Annotated in this window: 20 protein-coding genes and 1 pseudogene; 3 read left to right on the top strand and 18 right to left on the bottom strand. The window is 39.2% G+C overall.

Annotated features, from left to right (window positions below; translation table 11 throughout):
- Window positions 1-3 precede the first annotated feature (3 nt).
- Window positions 4-912 carry a VanZ family protein gene (locus AC1D7X_RS19135; protein WP_495475950.1) on the top strand — a complete coding sequence of 303 codons (909 nt, stop codon included), beginning with the start codon at window positions 4-6 and terminating at the stop codon, window positions 910-912.
- A 37-nt stretch (window positions 913-949) separates the two neighbouring features.
- On the opposite strand, the pseudogene AC1D7X_RS19130 reads toward AC1D7X_RS19135, so the two are convergent.
- The 15 genes and pseudogenes from AC1D7X_RS19130 to AC1D7X_RS19060 all read right to left on the bottom strand — a co-directional run bounded on the left by AC1D7X_RS19130 (window position 950) and on the right by AC1D7X_RS19060 (window position 14615).
- Window positions 950-1439: pseudogene (locus AC1D7X_RS19130) on the bottom strand (GNAT family N-acetyltransferase).
- Complete coding sequence (locus AC1D7X_RS19125; RefSeq protein WP_495457482.1) at window positions 1430-1909, bottom strand: hypothetical protein; 480 nt, start codon at window positions 1907-1909, stop codon at window positions 1430-1432. The pseudogene AC1D7X_RS19130 and the gene AC1D7X_RS19125 overlap by 10 nt, the downstream one beginning before the upstream one ends.
- A gap of 26 nt (window positions 1910-1935) precedes the next feature.
- Window positions 1936-2814, bottom strand: a complete 879-nt coding sequence (locus AC1D7X_RS19120) for an alpha/beta fold hydrolase (RefSeq protein WP_495457483.1) — start codon at window positions 2812-2814, stop codon at window positions 1936-1938.
- Window positions 2815-3543: 729 nt separating this feature from the next.
- The gene (locus AC1D7X_RS19115) at window positions 3544-5037 is read right to left on the bottom strand and encodes a UDP-N-acetylmuramoyl-L-alanyl-D-glutamate--2,6-diaminopimelate ligase (RefSeq protein ID WP_495475949.1); all 1494 of its coding nucleotides are present in this window, start codon (window positions 5035-5037) and stop codon (window positions 3544-3546) included.
- A 149-nt stretch (window positions 5038-5186) separates the two neighbouring features.
- Window positions 5187-5447 carry a hypothetical protein gene (locus AC1D7X_RS19110; protein ID WP_495475948.1) on the bottom strand — a complete coding sequence of 87 codons (261 nt, stop codon included), beginning with the start codon at window positions 5445-5447 and terminating at the stop codon, window positions 5187-5189.
- A gap of 60 nt (window positions 5448-5507) precedes the next feature.
- Window positions 5508-6737 (bottom strand): hypothetical protein, encoded by a 1230-nt coding sequence (locus AC1D7X_RS19105; protein ID WP_495475947.1) that lies wholly within the window; start codon window positions 6735-6737, stop codon window positions 5508-5510.
- An 8-nt stretch (window positions 6738-6745) separates the two neighbouring features.
- On the bottom strand, window positions 6746-7597 hold the full coding sequence (locus AC1D7X_RS19100; RefSeq protein ID WP_495475946.1) for a hypothetical protein: 852 nt from the start codon (window positions 7595-7597) through the stop codon (window positions 6746-6748).
- Window positions 7594-8283, bottom strand: a complete 690-nt coding sequence (locus tag AC1D7X_RS19095; protein WP_495475945.1) for an ATP-binding cassette domain-containing protein — start codon at window positions 8281-8283, stop codon at window positions 7594-7596. The genes AC1D7X_RS19100 and AC1D7X_RS19095 overlap by 4 nt, the downstream gene beginning before the upstream one ends.
- Window positions 8280-8708: a GntR family transcriptional regulator gene (locus AC1D7X_RS19090; protein ID WP_495475944.1), complete on the bottom strand. Its 429-nt coding sequence runs from the start codon at window positions 8706-8708 to the stop codon at window positions 8280-8282. Before AC1D7X_RS19090 ends, AC1D7X_RS19095 begins: the two co-directional genes overlap by 4 nt.
- 216 nt (window positions 8709-8924) lie before the next feature.
- Window positions 8925-9842, bottom strand: coding sequence for a D-ribose ABC transporter substrate-binding protein (locus tag AC1D7X_RS19085; RefSeq protein ID WP_495457491.1), 918 nt, complete (start codon window positions 9840-9842; stop codon window positions 8925-8927).
- Between the two features lie 15 nt (window positions 9843-9857).
- Window positions 9858-10820, bottom strand: coding sequence for an ABC transporter permease subunit (locus AC1D7X_RS19080; protein WP_495457492.1), 963 nt, complete (start codon window positions 10818-10820; stop codon window positions 9858-9860).
- Window positions 10821-10822: 2 nt separating this feature from the next.
- Entirely contained in the window at window positions 10823-12304 is a 1482-nt protein-coding gene (locus AC1D7X_RS19075; protein WP_495457493.1) for a sugar ABC transporter ATP-binding protein, read from the bottom strand.
- A 19-nt stretch (window positions 12305-12323) separates the two neighbouring features.
- The gene (rbsD, locus tag AC1D7X_RS19070) at window positions 12324-12722 is read right to left on the bottom strand and encodes a D-ribose pyranase (protein WP_495475943.1); all 399 of its coding nucleotides are present in this window, start codon (window positions 12720-12722) and stop codon (window positions 12324-12326) included.
- Window position 12723: 1 nt separating this feature from the next.
- Window positions 12724-13602, bottom strand: a complete 879-nt coding sequence (gene rbsK, locus AC1D7X_RS19065) for a ribokinase (protein WP_495457523.1) — start codon at window positions 13600-13602, stop codon at window positions 12724-12726.
- 5 nt (window positions 13603-13607) lie between these two features.
- Complete coding sequence (locus tag AC1D7X_RS19060) at window positions 13608-14615, bottom strand: LacI family DNA-binding transcriptional regulator (RefSeq protein WP_495457495.1); 1008 nt, start codon at window positions 14613-14615, stop codon at window positions 13608-13610.
- Between the two features lie 236 nt (window positions 14616-14851).
- On the opposite strand from AC1D7X_RS19060, the gene AC1D7X_RS19055 reads away from it, so the two are divergent.
- The gene (locus tag AC1D7X_RS19055; RefSeq protein WP_495457496.1) at window positions 14852-15628 is read left to right on the top strand and encodes a 3'-5' exonuclease; all 777 of its coding nucleotides are present in this window, start codon (window positions 14852-14854) and stop codon (window positions 15626-15628) included.
- A gap of 59 nt (window positions 15629-15687) precedes the next feature.
- Here AC1D7X_RS19055 and AC1D7X_RS19050 read toward each other — a convergent pair whose 3' ends face one another.
- From AC1D7X_RS19050 to AC1D7X_RS19040, 3 genes are all read right to left on the bottom strand, one after another.
- Window positions 15688-16887: a DNA glycosylase AlkZ-like family protein gene (locus AC1D7X_RS19050; RefSeq protein WP_495475942.1), complete on the bottom strand. Its 1200-nt coding sequence runs from the start codon at window positions 16885-16887 to the stop codon at window positions 15688-15690.
- A gap of 66 nt (window positions 16888-16953) precedes the next feature.
- Window positions 16954-17415 (bottom strand): DUF6985 domain-containing protein, encoded by a 462-nt coding sequence (locus AC1D7X_RS19045; RefSeq protein WP_495475941.1) that lies wholly within the window; start codon window positions 17413-17415, stop codon window positions 16954-16956.
- Between the two features lie 47 nt (window positions 17416-17462).
- A complete protein-coding gene (locus AC1D7X_RS19040) occupies window positions 17463-17960 on the bottom strand; it encodes a DinB family protein (protein ID WP_495457499.1) in 498 nt (165 codons plus the stop codon).
- Window positions 17961-18442: 482 nt separating this feature from the next.
- Here AC1D7X_RS19040 and AC1D7X_RS19035 point away from each other — a divergent pair, with 482 nt between their 5' ends.
- Window positions 18443-23182, top strand: coding sequence for a S8 family serine peptidase (locus AC1D7X_RS19035; RefSeq protein WP_495475940.1), 4740 nt, complete (start codon window positions 18443-18445; stop codon window positions 23180-23182).
- Window positions 23183-23485 lie beyond the last annotated feature (303 nt).

Below are 23485 nucleotides of genomic sequence, written 5' to 3'. Positions count from 1 at the left end.
TTTATGAAAGTGAAATCACGGAAATTCATCTTTACAGGAACCATCTTATATATAATTGTTGTCTTATTTTTTATTTTCTTTGCTTTTAATAGAGTGGATCATACAGCAGGAGTAAATGGATATACATTTATGCTTGTCCCAGAGAGAGTTCCGCTTCAATTCCCAGAACTAACCTCCTCGTGGATATTTGACCTTGGAAATATTGTTGCTTTTATTCCTTTTGGTGTACTCATTCCCCTATTGTATCGAATCCGCTTTGGGAAGTTTATAACCTTCTTTATCTTGGCGATTCTCGTTCTGGAAACGCTGCAGGCTTTAACTTATCTTGGCAGCTTTGATGTAGTTGATGTGATATCCAATACTCTAGGTGCAGCAAGATATATCGCCTATAGAGTCGGATTTTCTTCAAAAATTTCTTATAAAAAGCTTATTGCTTCGGTCCTATCTATCGGTGTTCTTCTAGTTGGAATAATCGTGATTTCGGAAACCATCAATTATGTTGTAGCCAAAAGAGAAGGCCCAATTCAAGCGTTACATGAGGTGAAAGAAATAAATGGATCCCTGCCTATGACTGAAAATCTTCCCAGTTTGACGGTATCAGGCAAGAAAATAGAACCCAAAATGAACGTGTATAACAGTGATGGTGATAAAAGCAAATCATACATCTACATCTTAGGGAATAAATCAGATGTGAAGTTTTATTCATATTATGGCATTCCAGACAAGGGAGATCCCAAGGGAGAAGTCACTGTACTGGTGGATGATGGAAAAATAAGTGCTCAGTACAATCAAAAAGGTGCAGTACCTTTAAACATACCATTGGACAAGGTTAACGAAATTACGATTATCGTATCCGGAAACGCTAAACTATGGGACGTTGGATTCAGTGAAATGAAGCATTGGTGGGAGTGAAGAACATACAAGCAACAAATTAAAATACCCTTCAAATTCAAAATCCATTCTTATAATAAATGAACAAATCAGTCCATTTCTGATTCTCCAAAGAAAACTCTTTCCTCACACAATCAAGAAGAAATCCAGCTTTTTCAGCAAGCTTTATCGAGGGATGATTATCCATATCTCCCCTCGTTCCAAAATTGATTATGTATTGAATATCCCATCATAGCCCATTGATAATCCATGCATAGAATCTTAATCAACTCTATTTTCCCAACATTCATTCCATCCTCTTTACGGAATATTCCATAGATGTACATCTCATCTCTAATCGCACATTCATGGAATCCGTTAATCCAATCGCGGAACCACTCTTCCGTAGAAGAAGGCATATCTGTCGGACGTCCATCATCGTATTTGTACTGAGAGGGAAGTCTATTATCGAATTGTGTGTACCAATTAACATAATCCTCATTTACATAAGGACGAATGATAAGTCTTTCTGTCTCTATTAACTTATTTGATCTCGTCGTTACATCCATTTCGTAAACCCCTTTTGGAGAAAAGGAATCTGATTCTGCTCTGCCCAAATCTTCAATTCTTTCATTCCCTTATCTTCTTCCTCTATAAACCGAAAACAAAAATAAGTAGGAACATATTTCTTATCGGTTGGTTTAATTCCTAGAACAGGTCTGAAATATCCCGTAACCATTAGCATTTGAATTTCATTAGCTTCAACAATACGATTATTAATGAATAGGGATTTCCTACTAATCCATAAGTCAGTTGGCCTAGCAGATTTCCTATAAATAAAAATAACTAGCGAAATGCTATATATAAGAATTTGGGCGCCACCCAAATACAAAATGCTCTGCGGACTAAAATCATTCTGAATCTTTCCTATTAACCACGTCACGGATATGATTAATACCATGCTAATGGCTAATATTTGTGAATTTCCTGAAGGATATTGGATCTTAAATTTACTGTTCTGTACCTGCGTTTGTTGCATTCTAATACTCACTCCTTATCACAGAGTTATGTCAAAAAATCAATAATCTTATGGTTAACAATCTCGGATTGTTCCATAGTTAATGCATGACCTGCATCCTGTATAACACTTGTATGTAAGTTTGTTAGTAGTCGCTTGGCTTTAGATAACATTCGATCATAATGATAGATGACTTCTTTATCGCCAACCATCAGTAAAATCTCCATAGTAAGGCTTTGTAACTCGTGATCTTTAAATACAGTAGGTGTCACTCGCAAAAGTGGTATACAATTCAATCCTGAGACGATGAACTGACGAATCAGTACCTCAGCTTTAGCATCTGCTTGGTAGGAACTATTCATGAACCACGCTAACTCTTTACGAATACGATAAGCTGATGGTAAAACTATTGAAGGGTATACTTTTAATAAGAACATAGGAGTTATTCTATAAATTCCGGCGGCAGGTGCTAATAAGATCATTTTCTGTACTTTCTCAGGAGAATGAAGCGCAAAATTTATTGTGAGCCAGCCACCCATAGAATGTCCCATGAATATGGCTGATTGAAGATGAAGTTCCGTAAGAATATCAGAAACCCAGAGGGCTGCGTCTTCTCTTGTTCGTATAAGTGATGTAATAGTACTTTTACCTAAGTCACCTAATGTATCCACTGCGTACACTCTGAAATGTCTAGATAAGGATTCAACGTTGGGATACCACATGGTAGCACTGAACGTCATCCCATGAAACAACAATATTGCGGGAGACTCTATTAACCCCGATACAATGATGTGTGTATCACCAAATCTCGTAGATAGCATTACATCCTCAAACGGGACAGGCCATAACTGCATGGAGTCATCATACGCTTGGAGGAACTTCTCTCTATTCCCTTTTTTACGAACAATAGAATAGCTCCTATCCATGGATCAATCACCTCTTTCTGATCATCAATCAAGTATTCACATCCACCGCGCAAACCTTTTTTGGATAAACGGAATCTGATTCTCTTCTGCCCAACTCTTCAATTCTTTCATTCCCTTATCTTCATCCTCCGTTAATCTAAACATAAATGAACGGGTACATATCTTTTGTTCTTGGGTTTAATCCCTATAACGGGGTTGAAGTAGCCCATGACCATGACTATCTTAATCTGATGAGCCTCAACTGTGCGACCATTAACGAAAAGGGAGTTCTGGTCTAATCTTAGGATAGATGGTTTCATAAATGCCTTAATGATCATGAATGTCAGCCCAATCGCAAATATTACAAGCGCAATGCATTCGATATAAAACTCGGTCCAAGACATGTTGTCATTTTGCATAATTGAAACTAACATTCTCATGTGTAATATCGACATAATGCTAACCAATATGATTGGTCCAATCAGGGAAGGATATCTAATCTTGTGTTCACTATTATTTTTCATCACTGGTGGCGTCATCTTAAATATTTCACCCCTAAAATCTAAATCATTTTTAAGTCTCAGGCTTATTCTCAGAATAACAATCAAAGCATAATAACGTTGTATCGTCTAATACTACCCCGTTAATAAATCCATCATTGCAGTAAATCTTTTGTTCACATACCTTACAGTAGCCAACAAATTCTTGCATACACATGTCCTCCTAAATCTAGTTCGTCATCTGCATCTATTAGGATCGGATTTGAATACCTTGAGTATGATCGCCTACTTCTGTATAAGAATGGTTCTGGTAGTCTTTTAGAATATGCTGGATTTCTGTTTTATAATCTTCTTTCCCAGCAAAGAACACGATATCTTCTGGATTAGCTAGTTCAATGGCTCTTGCTACTACTTGTTCCCGATTCGATAGCAGCTCCTGTGAAGTGCATTCTCCTTGCCCCTTCTCTAGTTCTTTAATCATCCTATTCGTAGCTTCCGTTGATGCATATTCCGTATTTACGATAACCATATCACTATGCTTAAGCGCGATTTCTCTCATCTGTGAAAATATACTCTCCTCATTCTTATCTTCACAACCAATCACCGTAATCACTCTCTTATGTGCCAGCTCATGCAATGTTAATAGTGCGTTGTTTAATGCATCAGAGGTATGGGCGTAGTCAACAATCACAAGAAAACCCTGATCACCATCTATCATTTCCATTCTCCCCGTCACATTCGTGAATTCAGATAATGCTTGTTGTATGGAGTGAAGCGGGATTTGTTCAGCTAGAGCTGTCGCAATAGCAGCAAGCGCATTGTACACATTAAAAACGCCAACCATTTTGCATTGAATCGTAACCGTCCCTACAAAGGAAACGAGCCTAAATGTCGTTCCTTTAGCTGTTAGTTGAATGTCTTCTGCCATCACATCTGCTGGATTGTTAATACCATATGTAATCACTTGTGCTGTTGTTAGACTATGAAACACATCAGATGCAGGGTCATCCGCGTTTAGAATGGCGAATTTTTGATTAGAAGGCTCATGTGAGTATGAATTTCCCATTCTTGAGAAAAGAGCTCCTTTGGCCATAAGGTAGTTGTCCATAGATCCATGATAATCGAGATGATCATTGGTTAGATTCGTGAATACAGCTGTACGAAACTCACATCCTATAACACGCCCCATATGTAAACCTTGAGAAGTCACTTCCATAACACAATAATCTGTCGAACACTCATTCATTTTTGCTAGATTGGATTGAAGCATATGTGGGTCTTGTGTATTGATCTTGCTTTTGTATAAGTTGCTACCTATCTTTGTACCGATATTCCCCATAAGACCCGTCCGGTAACTAGCATGAGCTAAGATAGATTCAATCATATGACTTGTCGTTGTTTTTCCATTGGTTCCTGTTATCCCAATTAACTTGAGATTATGACTTGGATAACCGTAGAAATGTGTAGACAACACTGCTAACGCGAATCTAGCATTGGGTACTTTAATTGTGGGAACTTGCGCAACGACATCCTTCTCAACAATGATAGCTACAGCTCCCGCTTCAATCGCATGATCAATATATTGGTGACGATCCTCTTGAAGTCCTGGTACACCAGATATACATACGAATAAATCTCCCTGCTTCACTTCTCGTGAATTCATATTAATTCCCGTAATATCCACATCTATATTCCCTTGAACCGAAAAGATGGTTAGTTGTTCAACAAGTTCTTTTAATTTCAAGAAAGAAACCTCCTATATAGAAAGTTAAACCTTTCACTATATATTCTCCAAAAGTTATATTTTCCCTTTTGTTGATTACATATCAATCAGCATAAAAGCCTCTGGAGATTTCGCTCCAAAGGCTTTTGTACTGTCTCATTACGTGCTCACTATGCAGTTATGACTGATGTTACGACTTCATTTCTGAGCATGATGGATTGTCTTATAATCTTCTTTTTCATCAAATCACGTTGTACAGCTACAGGGGTAGTATAGAGTCCTTCTTCCTTCGCTAAGGCTAACAATGTCCTCTTCGTTGCATCCATCGCAAGCTCCTCATCTTGAAGGATATAATACGCCACTTGATAGCCATACGTTTCCAACCGTCTTAATACCTCTAGTGTTCTATTGAAATAATCCGTTGATCTCATAATATCTACCTCGCCTGTACGTTGTGATGTTGATTAACGATTTAAAATACAAATAGGAGCCTAATCAGCAATTTGCATAAATAACGATTCCACATTCAACAATTTCCTAGCACTTTCTGATGAATCACCATCATAGATGACTTTGCCTTGATATAGAATGTCTCCACTCGTAGCATCTAGTACGGTAACCTTTGGAATATCATCTTTGTGAAATAGAATATATAACCTGTTATTCTTCATTTTTCCCATTGTTATTTTGTCAGCATCCAGTTGCTGGGCAGTTAAGGAGATGACTTGATTAGCCAACGTACCTGAATCTATGTTGTAACGAGTTAATTTAATAACGTCTTTCTCATAATTTAGGATATTGATAACATTACCATCTAAACTAAGATTTCCGATATCATCAATTCCTGCTTTCATCAGTGTATCTGACAGGTCTGTCAACATACCCGTTTTATAATTATAAGAGTAGACGTGCTCATCAGATATTCCCATGTATTCATTTGCTCTAATTTGTCTATCAGAAACAATTAATAATGCATACTCACTAGGCGAGGAATAAATGGCGTTTGAAATGCCACGATCAAAGAGTTCAACATCTTCCTTCATGCTATCACTAAAAGCAAGTCTTTGATTGTTCATTAATGCTCCACTGTTCATATCCACAACATAATCATGATATTCAGAACCATATACGTTTTTTTCCAAAGAAATCTTCGAACGTTGATTTATAAGCAAGTGGAGCTGCTCACCAATCAACTGTACATCCAGTACATAGATTTGAGAATAGTCCGTTTGATCATTCACGCTGGTTTCATAATGCTTAACTGCACCGGTTGTCTGATTGAGAAGGTCTATACCCAGTACAATCTCCGATGTGCCATTAGTAGTATTATTGATAGCATCCGCATAAATAATCCACTTATCATCCTTATACAGGCTATTCACTTCGCCTTTCCCTCTCATAAAGGAGCGATGATCTTTGAGGATCTCACGAATATCTGCTTGCTCATTCATCCATGATCGTCCACCTGAGAAGATTCGGCTATAAATAGAATTAGCATTCGGAATATAACTACCATCAGCAGTTACAGTTAAGTGTTGGTATCTCCCCCCATCGGAAAAATTACCTGTAACCCCAATCTTCGTTCCCTCGTTAACGTCACCTGATATTTTTACTAACTTATATCCCGGAAACTGTGCCACTGCACTATATACATAATACGTACCCAATCCAACAACAACGAAAACACTTAATACTATAGAAATCCAATAACGTTTCATCATGTTCCTCCTTACACTGTTATCTTTTTGGAAAGAAGTCGACAACCAAGCCATACTGAAACAGCAAGAACCACTACGCACATAACTAACTCGATGCCATATATTTCATTGGGATACAAGTATCCATTATTATTATTCAGTCCTAAACCAAACAAAGGGAATAAAAGTAAGAACAAGCTTATTCCTAGATACAGAATGGCATATACAATGCCTCTGCGACGATAGCTTCTTTCGAGCAGAATGGCAGTGAAAATAGCTAGCACGCCTACTATGCCTAATCCATAATAGACCAGAAAAATATCTATATGCCATGGTATGAGCGTCGCCAACGCTTGAATCGTATAGATAATTTCAAATAAATTGGAGGGATCTCTCATGTCCGATGGAACGATAAGGTTGAATATAAACTCCTCAACAGGTAATAGGGCCAACTGAAAGGATACAAGTCCAAAAATAAATAGAAGGATAGCCGTTAATTTAGCGAAATATATATGTCGTCTTGCAGAAGGTAATGTCAACAAACGATAGATAAATGTACTTCTACCAAACCAATCTCGGTACCAAATTAGGAAAACATATATGGCAAGCACTCCAACACTGAGCAGGATTGGAATCATAAAAATGAATTGTGTGTTGGAGATCACCTCAACAAATGTTAACTTACCGTTTGATGAACCGTTGGGTGAAAAAGAGTAATTAAGAACCCCGTTCTTCCAAATGCCACTTTCTCTGTAAGATACAGCACTCTTAGTCCACCAGATCACGACACCAACCTGACATAATAACGTTAAACTCATAAGCCCTGCTAGTATATATTTGAATCGATTGATCTCCATATGTACGAGCTTCAGATAACTTTTCATGGCTGGTACACCTCCCTCATAACGTCGACAATGGACTTGCCTTCCTCGCTACGCACTTGTTCACAATAAAAGTCCTGATAGATGGCTCCATCTTTCACGAGTAGTGCTCGATCGATCAAATGCTCTACCTCAACGATCTCATGCGTGGTCAAAAGCACGCCGCGATCTTCGATCAAGTGGCTGGAGAATACCTCTGCAATCAAACCCCGACTAAACATATCTATTCCCGAAAAGGGCTCGTCCATTAATACGTATTCTGTATCCTGTGCAAGACCAAGCACCAGATTAAATTTAGCTGCTGTTCCCTTTGAAAGATTTCCAATTCGCTCAGTTCGATCCAAGCTAAAGAATGTCATGAGCTCGTCAGCCCTACTCGTACTCCAGCTTTGATAAAAATCTGCCATGAACTGGAGTCCCTCAGATAGCTTCATCCCAGAAGGCATCGTTAAATGATCAGGGATAAATGCCACTTTCTCATACATATTCTTATCTATGGGTTGACCATCAATCCGAATTGTACCTGCCTTTAGAGGCGTTAAACCCATAATTGCCTTAAGAATCGTTGATTTACCCGCTCCATTAATGCCAATAAGACAAGTGATTTTTCCCTTCTCCACCGTGAAGGAGGCACCGTTTAGCACAGACCGACCACGATATCGCTTATGAATATCTACAACCTCAATCATGCCTTCTCTCCTCCTTCCTGTTCTAGTCTCTCTATGTCGTTTCTTTCAAGATACTTCTGCTTTACGATATCCAATAGTTCTTCTACGGGAACGTCAATTTTACGGACCGATACCACAAAGGCATCAACTGCAGCGCTAATTAATTCAGAACGAATACTTCGTAGCACATTCTCATCAAGCGTGATTCTACTTGCTGAATTCCCCTCGGTTACGATCAATTGCTGTTCCTCCATTTCTTTATAAGCCTTCTGTGCTGTATTAGGGTTGATCTTCAGTAATGCACCCAATTCCCTCCGTGAAGGAATGATCTGCCCAGCCTCCAGCCGACCGGTAGCGAGTTGTTCTTTGAAATGACGGACAACTTGTAAATACACCGGATCCCGGCCATTAAAAATAACTTCTGTCCAACCTTCATTCATTTTCATCCGGATACCTCTCATTCTTTTCAAGTGTGTGTACCAAGTAGTTCATACACTTCAACTGTATTATGCCCATAATACATTCATATGTCAATACCATCCAATATTCTTGTATTCATCCATATGGGTTAAATCTACGAATCAATAACAAAAAAACACTGCACTCACCTAATCAGTGAGTGCAGTGCTTTATGCAAGAAGCCTTATAACAGCCTTCTCTTCTTACTCTTTAACTACCAATTTCAATGGAGCAGCAACCAACTTCTCTACTGTCTTACCATCAAGTACGTCTTTAGCAGCTTGAATGGACAATTGTCCAATCAACTCAGGTTGTTGAGCAACAGTACCTGTTAAATTGCCTGCTTCAATGGATTTCAAAGCATCGTCATTACCATCGAAACCAATGACAGGAATTTTCTTACCTGAACTTTGAATCGCTTCAATGGCTCCTAGTGCCATTTCGTCATTATGCGCAAAGACAGCTTGTACCGAAGGATTCCCTTGTAGCAAGTTCTCCATCACAGTTAGTCCTTTGGTACGGTCGAAATCAGCGGACTGTTTCCCAATCACATCGAGTTGTGTATCTGCGATCTCGTGGAATCCTTTCCCACGTTCACGTGTAGCTGATGCACCAGGTGAACCTTCAAGTTCAATGACCTTTGCACCTTTACCAAGTTGTGCCACGATGTATTCTGCAGCCATCGATCCACCTTTTACATTGTCTGAAGCAACAAGTGTCTGAATATCACCTTTGTCAGAAGAACGGTCAAGTGCAATCACTGGAATATCTAAGCTGTTCGCAGTCTGAACTACTGTAGAGATCGCAGATGAATCTACTGGATTGATTAACAGAGCATTTACACCTTGTTGCATCAAATCCTCCACGTCATTACTTTGTTTCGCAGAATCATTCTGCGCATCAATGATAATAACTTCTAGCCCTTGTTTCTTAGCCTCTGCTACAACGCCATCTTTGACAGATACAAAGAATGGGTTGTTCAAGGTTGAAATCGATAAACCTATTTTCGCATTTTCTGAATTACCACTTTGGTTGGGCTTGGCCCACTCTGGTGGCTCTAATGAACAACCTGTCATGAGGATCATTAGTAAGGAAGTAAGAATTAAAGTCATTTTTTTCATATTAGAATCCTCCTCTTATGCAGTCTTCTTACGGTCAATTAATACAGCAATGGCTATAACAATACCTTTGACTACCATTTGGTAGAATGATGATACGCCGAGTAAATTTAGTCCGTTGTTCAATATCCCAATGATAAGAGCACCAATTAAAGTACCTACAATACGTCCACGCCCACCTGTTAAGCTCGTACCACCCAATACAACAGCAGCAATGGCATCTAACTCATAAGATGCACCCGCCGTTGGTTGTGCGGAGTTCAATCTAGAAGTCAGGATAGCACCTGCTAGTGCAGACAACATACCGATTAATGAATAGATCATTATTTTGATGCGATCTACTTTTATCCCAGAAATGATGGAAGCTTTTTCATTACCACCGATTGCGTACGTTTTACGACCGAATGGCGTTTTGTGTAATACCATCCATAATACTGCGAATATGATAATCATCGTGATCGCTGGAACCGGAATGCCTAGGAAATAACCACGACCAAACAATTGAAACATCTTACTTTCTCCAAGACCTGTGATCGGGTTACCATTTGTATATACAAGCGTTAATCCTCGAAAAATAGTCATGGTGGCTAACGTTGCGATAAAGGGCGCCATACGACCTTTGGTAATCATGAGTCCATTGACCATACCCATCACTCCACCTAGCAAACAACCAATAATGATAGCTAAGATTGGATCCAATCCAGAGAGCATGAGGTTAGCCATCAGCGCACTGGATAATGCGAGAATCGAACCAACGGATAAATCGATACCCCCTGTTAGAATTACAAAGGTCATCCCAAATGCGATCAACGCATTAATGGCAACTTGTCTTAGCAAATTCAGAATATTCAGTGGATCTACGAAACTTGGATTTAATGCGGTTACGATAATAATAAGAATGATTAACCCAAGTAACGGACCCAGTTTCTGTGTAATTTGCCCGATTTGAAAGCCCTTCTTTTCATCCTTGATAGTCGTCATAACTATTGCCCCCCTGTAGCTAACGTCATAATATTTTCTTGCGTAGCTTCCTGTTGTGAAAGTTCTCCACTGATTTCGCCTTCATGAACAACTATAATGCGATCACTCATTCCTAATACTTCAGGTAGTTCGGAAGAGACCATGATAATCGCTACGCCACGCTCCGTTAATTCGTTCATGAGTTGATAAATTTCTCGTTTCGCCCCAACGTCAACGCCGCGGGTTGGTTCATCTAAGATGAGAACACTTAATCCAATTCCAATCCACTTAGCGATAACCACTTTCTGTTGATTACCACCAGATAAGCTACTAACTAATGCATCTGCGGACTGTGTTTTGATCTGTAAACGTTTAATTAGAACATCTACAAATTCTTGTTCTTTCTTATTATTAATGATCCCTTTTGGCGCGAAGCTGTATAGATTCGTTAATACCATATTGTCCCGAATTGAGAAATCTAGAACCAATCCTTCATCTTTCCGGTCTTCTGTTACGAATCCGATGCCAGCATGCATGGCATCATTAGGATTGTGGATCGAGACTTTTTTCCCTCGTACCCAGATCTCGCCCTGATCTAAGGAATCTAATCCGAATATTGTTCTCATTATTTCTGTACGTCCAGATCCCATTAATCCTGAGAATCCTACGATTTCACCAGATCGTACGGAGAAATTAACGTCCTTAAACTGACCCTTTTTAGAAGCATTCTTGACTTCAAGTACAATCTCTCCGGGTTCTGCTGTACGTTCAGGGAAACGGTCTGTTAGTTCTCGTCCAACCATTTTTCTAACAACATCGTCAAAGTTCGTATCTGGTATATCCTTTGTATCTACTGTTTTCCCATCACGCATAACCGTTATTCGATCACATATTGCAAAAATCTCTTCCATACGATGCGAGATGTAGACGATGGAGACTCCTTCTTTTTTGAGTGATGCAATGACTTCGAATAGTTTCTGTATTTCTCGTTCGGTTAGAGCAGCTGTGGGTTCATCCATAACGATTACTTTCGCATGAGTCATGAGTGCTTTTGCAATCTCAATCATCTGTTTCTCACCAACAGAACATTCTCCCGCTTCTTGATTTAGTGGGATCGTAACAGCAAGTTTTCGAAACTGCTCATTGGCTAACGCCTTCATCTCATTCTTATTTAATAAACCAAATTTCGTTGTCCGTTCCTTACCAATAAATAGGTTGTCTAGGACAGTCATGTCGGACCATACATTAAGCTCTTGATGGATAAAAGCAATTCCTCTTTGTTCAGCCTCTTTTGGATTGGTAAAGTAGGTTTCCTTGTCATCAATAATGATGGTACCTTTGTCACGTTGATGAAGACCGATTAGAATATTCATCAACGTAGACTTACCCGCACCATTCTCGCCCATAAGGGCGTGAACTTCACCATCCTTTAGATCGAAATCTACACCCGTCAATACATTGTTAGCACCGAATGATTTATAAATATCTTTCATCGTAATGTGCATACCCTTGGCACCCCCTCATTTATCCGAAATATACACCGGCTTGTAAAATACAGTTAGCGTAAGGTTTAGCCTCACCCGTACGAATAATAACCTTAGCTTTCTGAGTTAAACACTTAAATTGTTCATGTGAACACTCTTCTATTGGTATCTCCTTAAATCTATCTTTTAAGTAGTGCGATGTTTCTTGATTGTCTGTCGCTAATTCCGATGCAATGGTTACTTTCTCGATGACCATGTCCTCAACCAGTAGATCTACGACATTTTGGAAGCTGGGTACACCGAGTGTAAGAGCGAGATCAATCTTAGGAACACCTGCTGGGATAGGAAGTCCCACATCTGCAATGACGATCGTATCGGTATGACCTAGATCAGCAAGTATTTTGGAGATATGACTGTTCAATATTCCATGTTTCTTCATATTAAAGACTCCCTTCAACTTCTGTTCTTGTTGGCATCCCACCTTGAGCCCCGAATTTAGTAACCGATAACGAAGCAGCCCGATTGGCGAACTTCACACTATCCTTTAAGGACTTACCTTCAGCCAGTGCAACCGCAAATGCAGCATTAAAAGTATCCCCTGCCCCGGTGGTATCTATAGCATTCACTTTATAGGAAGGAACAAGAACCTCTTGTTCTCCATCGTAGTAACGTACGCCATTACTACCTTCTGTAATGAATAACTTATTGGGATATTTCCGTAACGCGTCTTTCGTGCTCACTCCAGCGAACAAGATAGCACATTCATGCTCATTCGGTGTTAAGTATGTAGCATGTTCAATAATACTTTCACTAATGGGACGTGCAGGAGCCGGATTGAGTAACATTGGAACATTGAATTGATGGCAAATGTCACTTACATAAGATACCGTTTCTTCTGGAATCTCTTGTTGGATTAGAACCATATCTGAACTTCGAATGGTCTCAAGAGCTTGTTCGACATAAGAAGGAGTTACGTAATCATTGGCTCCTTTGACAACGATGATACTGTTATCACCTTCAGCTAATATGATATGTGCCGTACCACTTTCAACATCTGTAACCGGTTCCATATATGTGGTCTGAATGTCATTTAATTTGAGATTATCCATAATAGCTTTTCCATGATAATCATCCCCTATACAACCGATCATCGTAACATCAGCACCTAGTCGTGCGGCTGCCACAGCTTGATTCGCCCCCTTTCCTCCTGGAACCGTGGTGAAACGATCCCCTAATACAGTCTCACCCGCGTGAGGACGCTTAGGTGAGGTTACCACCAAATCCATGGAACAACTTCCTATTACCGTAATCTTAGCCATCATGATCAACCTCTTTCTTGTTGTTTGATTTCATTTATTCTTCTAGTCGTTTCTCGTTCAACGAAACTAACAGGTAATTGAATAATCTTATCCTCTACATTATCTTGTTCAATTAACTTAATAAGTAAACCAGCTGCTTCTCGACCCATCTCATACGCCGGTTGGCGGATGGTAGATAATGAAGGTGATAACAGACTGCTTAGCGGAATATCATCAAATCCGATGACCTGTAAATCTTGAGGTATTCTCTTGCCAAGACGATGTGCTTCGTGAATTACTGCTGTTGCCACGATATCGTTACTGGCAATGACACCATCCGTATCTATATATTTATCAAATAATTCCTTAGCCCATTGTTCAGCTTCTGTGTATGAGAAAGATGAAGTCTGGATAACATTAAATGTTATACCTCTCTCATTAAACACTTCGACGGCACCTAGAAAACGATCTTGTGCTGGTTTGATATGTGCTGGTCCTTGTACTATGGTGATTATTTCACTTCCACGAGCAATCATTTCTTGTGCAGCAAGGCGACCGCCCTTTCTGCCATCTGCGTATACAGAAGGACTTTCATTAGAAGTACGATCTAGAAAGACGATCGGAATTTTCAGGGATTGATACGTATCGCTATCTGGGAAGTTGGTTGCTGAAATTACACCGATGATATTATTCTGGACAAAAGTTCGAATGTAATCTAATTCCTTCACTTCGTTCTCATCACTATTTCCAAATATTAAGCGATAACCTTGCTCTTGCATCCGATCCTCCACACCCCGTGCTAACTGTGGAAAGAATGGATTCGTAATGTCTGATAGCAGCAACCCTATTAATTTTGATTTTCTTTTGTATAAGGATCGTGCTACTTCATTAGGTGTGTAATTGATCTCTTGGATTGCCGCTTCTACCTTTTTGCGTGTATCCGTATTGACATAGCCTGATTCATTTAATACCCGTGAAACCGTAGCCACTGAAACTCCAGCTATTCTTGCGACATCTTTTATAGTCATTGTCATCACTTATCATCTCCAGGTGTAACCGGTTACATTGATTACATTTCTAAAATATCATACTCCAATACTTTTTACAACTATTTATTTAAAATAAAGATCATTTGTTCTTTCCATCTTAGAGAATTGTTTCTATGGCGCCTAATTATGGATATCCACATCATGATTATAACTGAATTAACCATAGACACTAACTATTGTCCCTGATAAAATAGAACAAGTTAAAGAACGGGGGCACCATCGTGGATTATGTAATTTTAGATATTGAATTCAACGGTCGCAAATTTGCAAGTGACCTACCCATGGAAGTGATTGAGATCGGTGCTGTCCGATTGAATTCACAGTTGCATGAAATGGATGAATTCTCAGCATTAATTAAACCAGTATATTTCTCTAAGCTTAATTCTTTTATTAAAAAGAAAACAGGGATTCCCCAAGAGGATATTGATCAAGCATCTGGATTTCGAAAAGTGATTACTGACTTTATAGAGTGGTTAAATCATAGTGAATCTTTCCTACTTCTAACTTGGGGTGGCGAGGATTTAAAAAGAATTATATATGATACACGCATGCACAATCTTGATGATGCTTATTGGATGGCAGCTAATTATTTCGATTTGTTAAAGGGTTTTGTTCGATATAAGAATGTTACGAATGATGTTAGTGTCGAAGGTGCTCTCCTAGATCTTAATATTGCTCCTACAGGATCTGCACATCGAGCATTAGATGATGCCAAGATGACATCGGAAGTATTCCGAGCTATATTCGATAAGTTAGATTTCGAACACACGCAACAGTTTAAAGATGTTTACTCGAATGCCAAAGAACGGAGAATGGTGAAGAATGCCATTCGTTCAATGACCTTGCAAAAGATCCCACTCACATGGGAGAATCTCTTTGAACGTTATCTTTTGAATAAGACCTCTCTTGAAGATCCAAGAAAATTAACAGAGCTACATGAATATTTCAACGTAGAGCTTACGAAGGTACAACGACCAATAACTGGATCTGCAAAATAGTTATTGTATTAAAAACCACTATGGATCATTGTCCATAGTGGTTTTGTCTATGAATGCGATCATTTCATCCAAGATGGATCAAAATGCAGGTCGGTCTCAGCTGTACCTTCCCCATTCAAATAACATGAAAATTGTTTCAGCGTCTGCTCGATTGCAGATAACATGTCTGAACTCGGATGGATGTGACTCTCCCACCACCAGTTTTGTATAATGGGGGCTGCTGGAGAATCTGTTTTTTTAGGTTCAAATCTAGCAACAAGCATATCCCCATAAAGTACCGGTAATACATAATAGCCATATTGGCGCTCTGCAAGAGGTTTGTAGACTTCCCAACGATAATCGAAATCAAACAATTCTTTAATTAGTTTTCGATCCCATAACATATTATCCAGAGGAGCTAGAATTCTAGCCGTATCCGGTTTACTCTGTTCATATATAATCTCTTCCAAAAGATATAAAGACTTTGTCTCCATATAAACAGGATGTTGCAACCCATCGATCGTTAACTCTGTAATTCTATGATCTGCAAGCAATCGACTAAATGCTTCATTTCGTTCTTTGCTTCGTAGGCCCTTTCCAATAGAAGGAGCTATTCCAAGCCAGGCATCACTTGGGCGATTCCATAACAATCCTACACAAGCCATTCTTCGTAATACAAACCAATCTAGAAACATTTCATCCGTTACATTTGGATCTTCTATGTGAATCATATCAGGGTCGATGTGCCGTTCAGCCAGATCGTAGTATTTTCTCGTATGTATCTTATGATGTATCACTAATTTTCCTGAATAGTACAATCCCTCAAGTGCAGCTCTTGCTAGTCTAGTATCTCCATAATGCCAACTTACTTTCTCTTCCAAATTAAAACTTGCAGAGGAAACCACGCCATCATTTCTAATCTTGTCTAGAATCATTTGTATTATTTCTGGATGCTGTTCACACCATTTTGAATAACCAAGTCTAAACCTCGAGAAATATGGCCAATCTTCTGTAATACATATAGACATATTCTTATCCCATTGATCCACTAGCCGAAAATCACGATATAACAACTCTTTCAATAATTCAGGTCTATAATCCCTCATTCGAGATTGCAGAACAAGATCCTGGTTAAACCCTACTACATTCAACGGATCAAACTGAATACACCGCACTTGCTGCATATATTCAATTATCCCATCTTTTCCTATCAGCTTATCGTCATCTAGGTGGTGATATCGAATAAGAAATTTTCTTGCCTGTGCTTTCGTTATTCTCATCTAGATCCCTTCTCTTTCTAATAAAGTAGTGGACGTAGTTACTTCTGTAATATTTAATACCTACACTTAAGCGTAATTCCATTCATCTTTTTCTGTGAAATCGCCCCATGGATCCTCTCCATTGTACGCTCCTACATAGAGTACCTTGTCATCTCTAACAATCCACTCCATGCCATGTTCTTCTTCCCACTCGCAATTTAACTCCATATCGATGACTGGCATATCTCCCTGCTCAGGATCAGGAATACTCAAACTACTTGGATGTACGAATTCAAGAATATCTCGAATATTGGCTACTTCTTTTGGTTCTTCACCTATCATCTCTAGAAAATCATTACAATACTTAATAGAAGCTTCGCATAATTTGTCTATGACAGCATCACTAAGAGAGTTCAGATAATGAGCACATTTTTCAACATAATTAAGGTCAGCCTCATTAACATAGAATTCTATGTATTTATTAAATAGTTTAAAATAGACCTCACCCTCTAATCCAGAGTCGTGATTCTTTACATTTCTTAGTAGCATGATAACACTCCTTAGTAGTGAGATAGATTATGATCTAATTCACTTTATTAATCTTCTAGACTATCCATTGGTATCTGCACAAGCCCTCTACCTATTACATTAGCTGAAACAGGTTTCTTCCCTACTTCTCTTGCCCAAATAGATAATTGACCCATATGATGAATTTCATGCGCAATCATATGACGAACGACTTCACCCCAAGTATCGGTTGCCATGCTTCCATCGGGTTGTGGATCGTAAAGTATTCTATTCTCCTTACTCTCATCCCAAGCATTGACGAACTCCTCCACTTCCTGACGAAATGTAGCTTGGAGCATACGAATTTTCTCAACACTCTGATATTCCTCAAAATTCTCCTGTAAATCTGACTTCCCTTGAAGTACACGAATCCAGCTCCACTCCACATCGATAATGTGAAATAGAGTATGTAAGATTCCACCTACACCACCGGTTCTTTTACGAAGTAATTCCTCCAATGGGACATCCTCACACCATTGATACCAATCTTCACGAATCATCCAGTTATATCGGAACAGCGTCTGCATCTAAGTACACTCCATTCTTTGTCCTATTGTTAATTCTCTAGCATTCATATCATATTATTATACAATTTCGACTTATATGTTGGAATAAACAATTAAAGCGGATACATCGAGTATATTAATCCTCTTCATTCCTCATATGTTGATATATTTCGAAAACTACATGAGTTTCAATATATATGTAAATATACCTAAACAATGAGATTAACGACTTGCCGTTCCCTAAAGAAACGATAGTATTCGAGTCACTAATATGCCTATAACCTAAATGCTCTGTAATACGACACAGTAATCTGACAGCATTCACAACTCTATGTAGTTGAACAGCTAGTCTCTATGTCTCATCTCAAGACTATGTAAAAAATGTAAAATAAGTAATGTATTTAGCTATTGTTCAATTATTTTTAAATGAAGGAGGATGAATGTTTCTCATGCTACATCATGTCTAACTAGCTCAACACTATGATAATAAAGGAGGCTTTATTTTGAGGAAAAAAGGAAATGTAATGCATCGTTATTTTATTTTTTTACTATGTACAGTACTCATATTAGGAATTGGATTCCCCAATGTGACGTTTGCTGCTGACGTGGAAGACTCATCAAAGGTCTCTTTACCCGTTCAATCCACACTTCAACCTCCTGGTAATATTGACTTCTTGGATAAGGCGAAACTTCCAAAGTTCCAAAATCTTGATTCTCTCGGACTTTACGAAGTTACGAATTCAGTTACTCCTGAGAGCTATGTTGAATCTACAGATAGCTCTGAACCTATAACCGTCATTGTTGAATTACAAACGGAGCCTACGAAGGTTTTTGAATCGATCTCCCCTTTCTCGGTCAAATCTAGCATAAATAGTCATGCTAATATTCTCCGCCAGGAGCACACAATATTCAAATCCGCCGCGAAAAGTAAAGCTGGTGCTCAATTTAATCGCGAATACACCAAAGTATTTAATGGATATTCCATTACACTTCCTGGGGATCAAATTGATCAGTTACTTGAACTTCCAGGTGTTAAATCCGTATATCCTAACGTTGAATATCAGGCTCTAGACATCGTTGAATCCGAAGGATTCACACCTTCCATGGATGTGAGTGCCCCGTTCATCGGAGCAGACAAATTATGGGAATCGGGTTTTAGCGGTAAGGGTGTTAAGGTTGGTGTCATTGATACCGGTATCGACTACCATCATCCAAGTTTAAAAGACGCCTATAAAGGCGGTTATGACTTTGTAGACGATGATTCCGATCCAATGGAAACTTTACCCGATGCAACGAAACCCTTAAAGAATGGTAACTCGTATGATACATCGCACGGAACGCACGTCTCAGGTACCATAGTCGGGCAAGGAGATCCTGAACATCCTGATGCTGGTAAGGGTTGGGTTAGAGGGGTTGCTCCCGATGCTGATCTGTATGTATATCGCGTACTTGGACCTTATGGCAGTGGCTCTTCTGAAGATGTAATTGCTGCTATTGAAAAATCCGTAAGTGATGGTATGGACGTTATCAATCTATCGCTCGGAAATTCTCTCAATAATCAATACAGCGCAGACTCTAAAGCAGTGGACAATGCATCCCTTGCTGGTGTAACAGTCGTGCTAGCGAATGGTAACGATGGCCCTAACGCAGAAACGGTAGGAAGCCCTGCATCTGCTCAATTACCAATTTCTGTAGGTGCCTCTTCCCCACCTGTGCATACACCCATCTTCACCTCTCCCCAGGTAGGTAGAATCTATGCACAAATTGCAACATACGCACCTGAATTAACGCCAGTAGGCCAAGATCTTGATCTTGTATATGCTAATTTTGGTCAAGCAGCGGATTATACCCATTTAGATGTTACGGGTAAAACCGTTCTCGTATCTCGCGGAGGCATCTCTTTTGGAGAAAAGGCTATTCATGCTACGAAAGCTGGGGCAAAAGCTCTCATTATTTATAATAATACAGCTGGAGAAATTGCCGCCACTTTGGGTGAACCAGGAGTTTATGTCCCAACCTACACCATTACACAATCAAATGGTCTCGCATTAGTGAAGGAAATCGCCAATGGTCAATCCCTTGTAAACTTCTCATTAATTGAAGAACAAGATCTCTTAGCTGATTTCAGTTCGAGAGGCCCTTCTTTACCTTATTATTCTATTAAACCAGATCTAACTGCACCTGGAGTTGGAATTCGCTCTTCTATTCCATCATTTACAGGCGACTACACCAAAGCATATGAAGATTTAAATGGAACAAGTATGGCAGCGCCACATATAGCAGGTGCAGTAGCTTTAATGATAGAGAAGACTGAACAAGAGGGTCTAGACTTAAATCCAGATCAGATGAAATCACTTCTAGCCAATAACTCCGTTCCAATTAAAGATCGTAAAGGCGCTCCATACCCTGTGAATCAACAAGGGGCTGGACGTGTTGACTTAGTTAAAAGTTCTGAGGCTAAGGCAATCGCGAAAGTAAAAGAACCCCTCCCAAGCCAGCTTCAAGGAGATCCTAAAGCTGTATACTATACAAGTAGTGCGTCGTTTGGTCTGCAAAGTGCTCCAAGTAAGTCATCCAAACTTATCACCATCGATAACATTAGCAATTCCACTCAGAAATACGATATTCAAGTGGAATGGTACAACAACGCGGGAGTTAATGTAGCACCAAGTATGCCTGCCATATTCCTGCGTGAAGGAACACCTTCCAGTTCGTTCAGCCTTAATCTAGATATTCCCACAGGCATTCCTGATGGTGAGTATGATGGTCAAGTTGTTCTTACTCAGGATGGTAATGGACATCAGTTAAGAGTACCATTCGCTGTTTTTGTGGGAGAAAGCTATGATCTTGATGCCATTACTGATATTGATTTCTCCAATGTCGTCTTTTCACCTAACGGTGATAATGTCGTAGATACAATGGATGTATCCTTCGCTGTTAATCGTCCATTGAAAGACTTATCGTTCTTTGTATTCAATGGAGAAACTGGTGACCCAATTGGTTACACATATGATTCTTTATCCGTACAACCAACACACAATATTGATTACCACAAATTCACGTGGGACGGAAAGGTTATCATCGAAGACAATAGTGAAATCACTTTAACAGACGGCTTTTACATTATGGTACCCGTCGTGTGGGATACAGGGGATCTTATAACTGATTCTGCGACAGGATTCCTTGTCGACATGTCTGCTCCGGAATTCGAACTAGATAGTGAGCAACTAATTCTTGATCCAGCTAAACCTGGAAAAGGTACAATTTCAGGAGAGTTGTTCTATGATTTATCTTTTGAATTAATTAGTGCAACAACATTACTCTCTGAATTAGTATCGGTATCCGCTATTTATGAAACAGCAGACGGATTTAAACAAGCGAATGGTACCGTGGATGAGGAAGGTTATTTCCAACTAGATGTGCCGTTACAACAGGGAAATAACACGTATTACTTATTCGTATATGATTCCATTGGAAATGGATTACAAATCCCAGCAAAAACTATTCACTATGATTTCCAACCCGATAGTAGTCAAGTGAACTTGTCTACATCTAAAGCGGAAGTAGCTACTGGGGAATCTTTTGACGTAAACGTAAATTACTCCGTTACAGAAGATGTATACTCTGCTTCTTTCGACTTAACTTATGATTCTAAGCTAACCTTACAACAGGTAAAATCTACGGTTACCAATGCTGTCTATGCTGGTTCAGACATTGACCAACTCGATATCACAGATGTTGGTACAGATAAGAAACAATTACATTATGAAGTGTCTCTACCGAATGCAAACATGCAAGGTTCTCTACTACAACTTACATTCGATGGATCAGAACCCGGTTCGTATCCAATTAATATTTCAAATGTACTACTACTGAATAATAAGCAGGAATTCATTCCGGCTTATGGATTTTCACCAGTTGTCATTAAAATAAATGCTCCTGTAGATCCTGTGGATCCTGTAGACCCTGTAGACCCTGTGGACCCTGTGGATCCTGTGGATCCTGTAGATCCTGTAGATCCTGTAGATCCTGTAGATCCTGTAGATCCTGTAGATCCTGTAGATCCTGTGGATCCTGTGGACCCTGTCGATCCTGGTAAAGGCCCAGACCCAATAGTACCAAGCCCTAGCCCAAGTCCATCTTCATCAAACGGCACTACTTCATCAACAACACCTAAGACACTGAAGTTCAAACATGGATCCGTGGTTGAATCAGATAAAGATGGCAAACACTCCGCAGTATTTACTGTAGATTCTTCCATCATCTCTGAACAACTCAAGAAAGCTGATACTAAGGTAGTCACATTAGATATTAGTGACGTTCCGGTTGATACCTATAACCCATTTAATCTGAGCATTGACAGTGCTACATTGACACAACTACAAACAGCTAAGAAAGACCTAGTCATTATTGGTAATGGATTTGAGATCCTTATTCCTTATTCATCCATTGCTAATTTCACTTCAAAAGATGGATTCTCACTTTCTCTTTCATTCGTAAAAGCAGATACTAGCAAATCAACGATTAAAACTCCTGAAGGTGGAACTGCTAAGTTAACAACTCCTGTTCTTACAATTCAAGAAGCTTTGACAAAACTTACAACACCGATCAAGATCACTCTCAATCTGGATAAAACGAACTATACTGATTTTCTCAAAGTCGGTGTATATTCCTTATCTGCAAGTAATCAATGGACACATATGGGAGCGGGTAACCTTAACAGCACTTCCACTTCCATTCAATTCTCAACAACCACGCTGGGATCATTTACAACAGCGGAAATATCTAAAAGCTTCATTGATGTTGTAACTCACTGGGCGAAACATGAAATCGAAGTTTTAGCTGCACAGTTCTTAATCACAGGCAAAGATACTACAAATACATTCAAACCAAATGATCAAGTCACTAAAGCAGAATTCCTTACGATTCTGGATCGACTACAATCATCATCAACCACTTGGGCTGATCGTATTGCCGAACAAGGTGCACGTAATACGATATCACGTGAAGAAGCCGCGATACTCCTTGCTAATGCACTCCGTGGCGATTCAAAGGATGTTGGAGTAACTGCCCTTACTTTCAAAGATGCTTCAAGTATTTCAAGCGATTCACTTGATGCCGTGGCCTTCGTAACAAGTAAAGGGTACCTCAAAGGAGATCCTAACCAGAACTTTAATCCTGAGGGTAAACTTACTCGCGCAGAAGTTGCTGTTATTTCGTACAGAGTGTTACTCGATTTATAATTTAAAAGCTTCGACTGAATAACAAAAACAGGCACTGTTAGCTCATGAAAGTGAGACTACAGTGCCTGTTTCCATTGTTATTCGTCTAGACTTTACTCATTGGAGACATCTTATAAGGTCCTTACTATTCTTTCATTTTGTTTAGATTCATGATGCTATAAAGTTGCTACTCCACTGGAGGTGAATCCGTTTGATTGTATATGTAAAATTATGGAATTTAATTTTTCCTTTTTCAAATTAGATACGAAGATATGATGCATACGAGATGAAGTATCTAGGTAAATTGAAATTGATCTTACTATT

This window comes from Paenibacillus sp. Y568 (genome assembly GCF_059445545.1).
The sequence above is the reverse complement of the archived record's forward strand: the minus strand, read 5'-3'. Positions and strand labels throughout refer to the sequence as shown.

Excerpts from the sequence above, each read along its gene's own strand:
- AC1D7X_RS19120 (WP_495457483.1), bottom strand. The coding sequence starts at position 2,814 with ATGGATAGGAGCTATTCTATTGTTCGTAAAAAAGGGAATAGAGAGAAG.
- AC1D7X_RS19040 (WP_495457499.1), bottom strand. The coding sequence starts at position 17,960 with ATGCAGACGCTGTTCCGATATAACTGGATGATTCGTGAAGATTGGTAT.
- AC1D7X_RS19105 (WP_495475947.1), bottom strand. The coding sequence starts at position 6,737 with ATGATGAAACGTTATTGGATTTCTATAGTATTAAGTGTTTTCGTTGTT.
- AC1D7X_RS19135 (WP_495475950.1), top strand. The coding sequence starts at position 4 with ATGAAAGTGAAATCACGGAAATTCATCTTTACAGGAACCATCTTATAT.
- AC1D7X_RS19080 (WP_495457492.1), bottom strand. The coding sequence starts at position 10,820 with ATGACGACTATCAAGGATGAAAAGAAGGGCTTTCAAATCGGGCAAATT.
- AC1D7X_RS19110 (WP_495475948.1), bottom strand. The coding sequence starts at position 5,447 with ATGAGATCAACGGATTATTTCAATAGAACACTAGAGGTATTAAGACGG.
- AC1D7X_RS19125 (WP_495457482.1), bottom strand. The coding sequence starts at position 1,909 with ATGCAACAAACGCAGGTACAGAACAGTAAATTTAAGATCCAATATCCT.
- AC1D7X_RS19075 (WP_495457493.1), bottom strand. The coding sequence starts at position 12,304 with ATGCACATTACGATGAAAGATATTTATAAATCATTCGGTGCTAACAAT.
- rbsD (WP_495475943.1), bottom strand. The coding sequence starts at position 12,722 with ATGAAGAAACATGGAATATTGAACAGTCATATCTCCAAAATACTTGCT.
- rbsK (WP_495457523.1), bottom strand. The coding sequence starts at position 13,602 with ATGGCTAAGATTACGGTAATAGGAAGTTGTTCCATGGATTTGGTGGTA.
- AC1D7X_RS19095 (WP_495475945.1), bottom strand. The coding sequence starts at position 8,283 with ATGATTGAGGTTGTAGATATTCATAAGCGATATCGTGGTCGGTCTGTG.
- AC1D7X_RS19050 (WP_495475942.1), bottom strand. The coding sequence starts at position 16,887 with ATGAGAATAACGAAAGCACAGGCAAGAAAATTTCTTATTCGATATCAC.
- AC1D7X_RS19085 (WP_495457491.1), bottom strand. The coding sequence starts at position 9,842 with ATGAAAAAAATGACTTTAATTCTTACTTCCTTACTAATGATCCTCATG.
- AC1D7X_RS19045 (WP_495475941.1), bottom strand. The coding sequence starts at position 17,415 with ATGCTACTAAGAAATGTAAAGAATCACGACTCTGGATTAGAGGGTGAG.
- AC1D7X_RS19060 (WP_495457495.1), bottom strand. The coding sequence starts at position 14,615 with ATGACAATGACTATAAAAGATGTCGCAAGAATAGCTGGAGTTTCAGTG.
- AC1D7X_RS19090 (WP_495475944.1), bottom strand. The coding sequence starts at position 8,708 with ATGAAAATGAATGAAGGTTGGACAGAAGTTATTTTTAATGGCCGGGAT.
- AC1D7X_RS19100 (WP_495475946.1), bottom strand. The coding sequence starts at position 7,597 with ATGAAAAGTTATCTGAAGCTCGTACATATGGAGATCAATCGATTCAAA.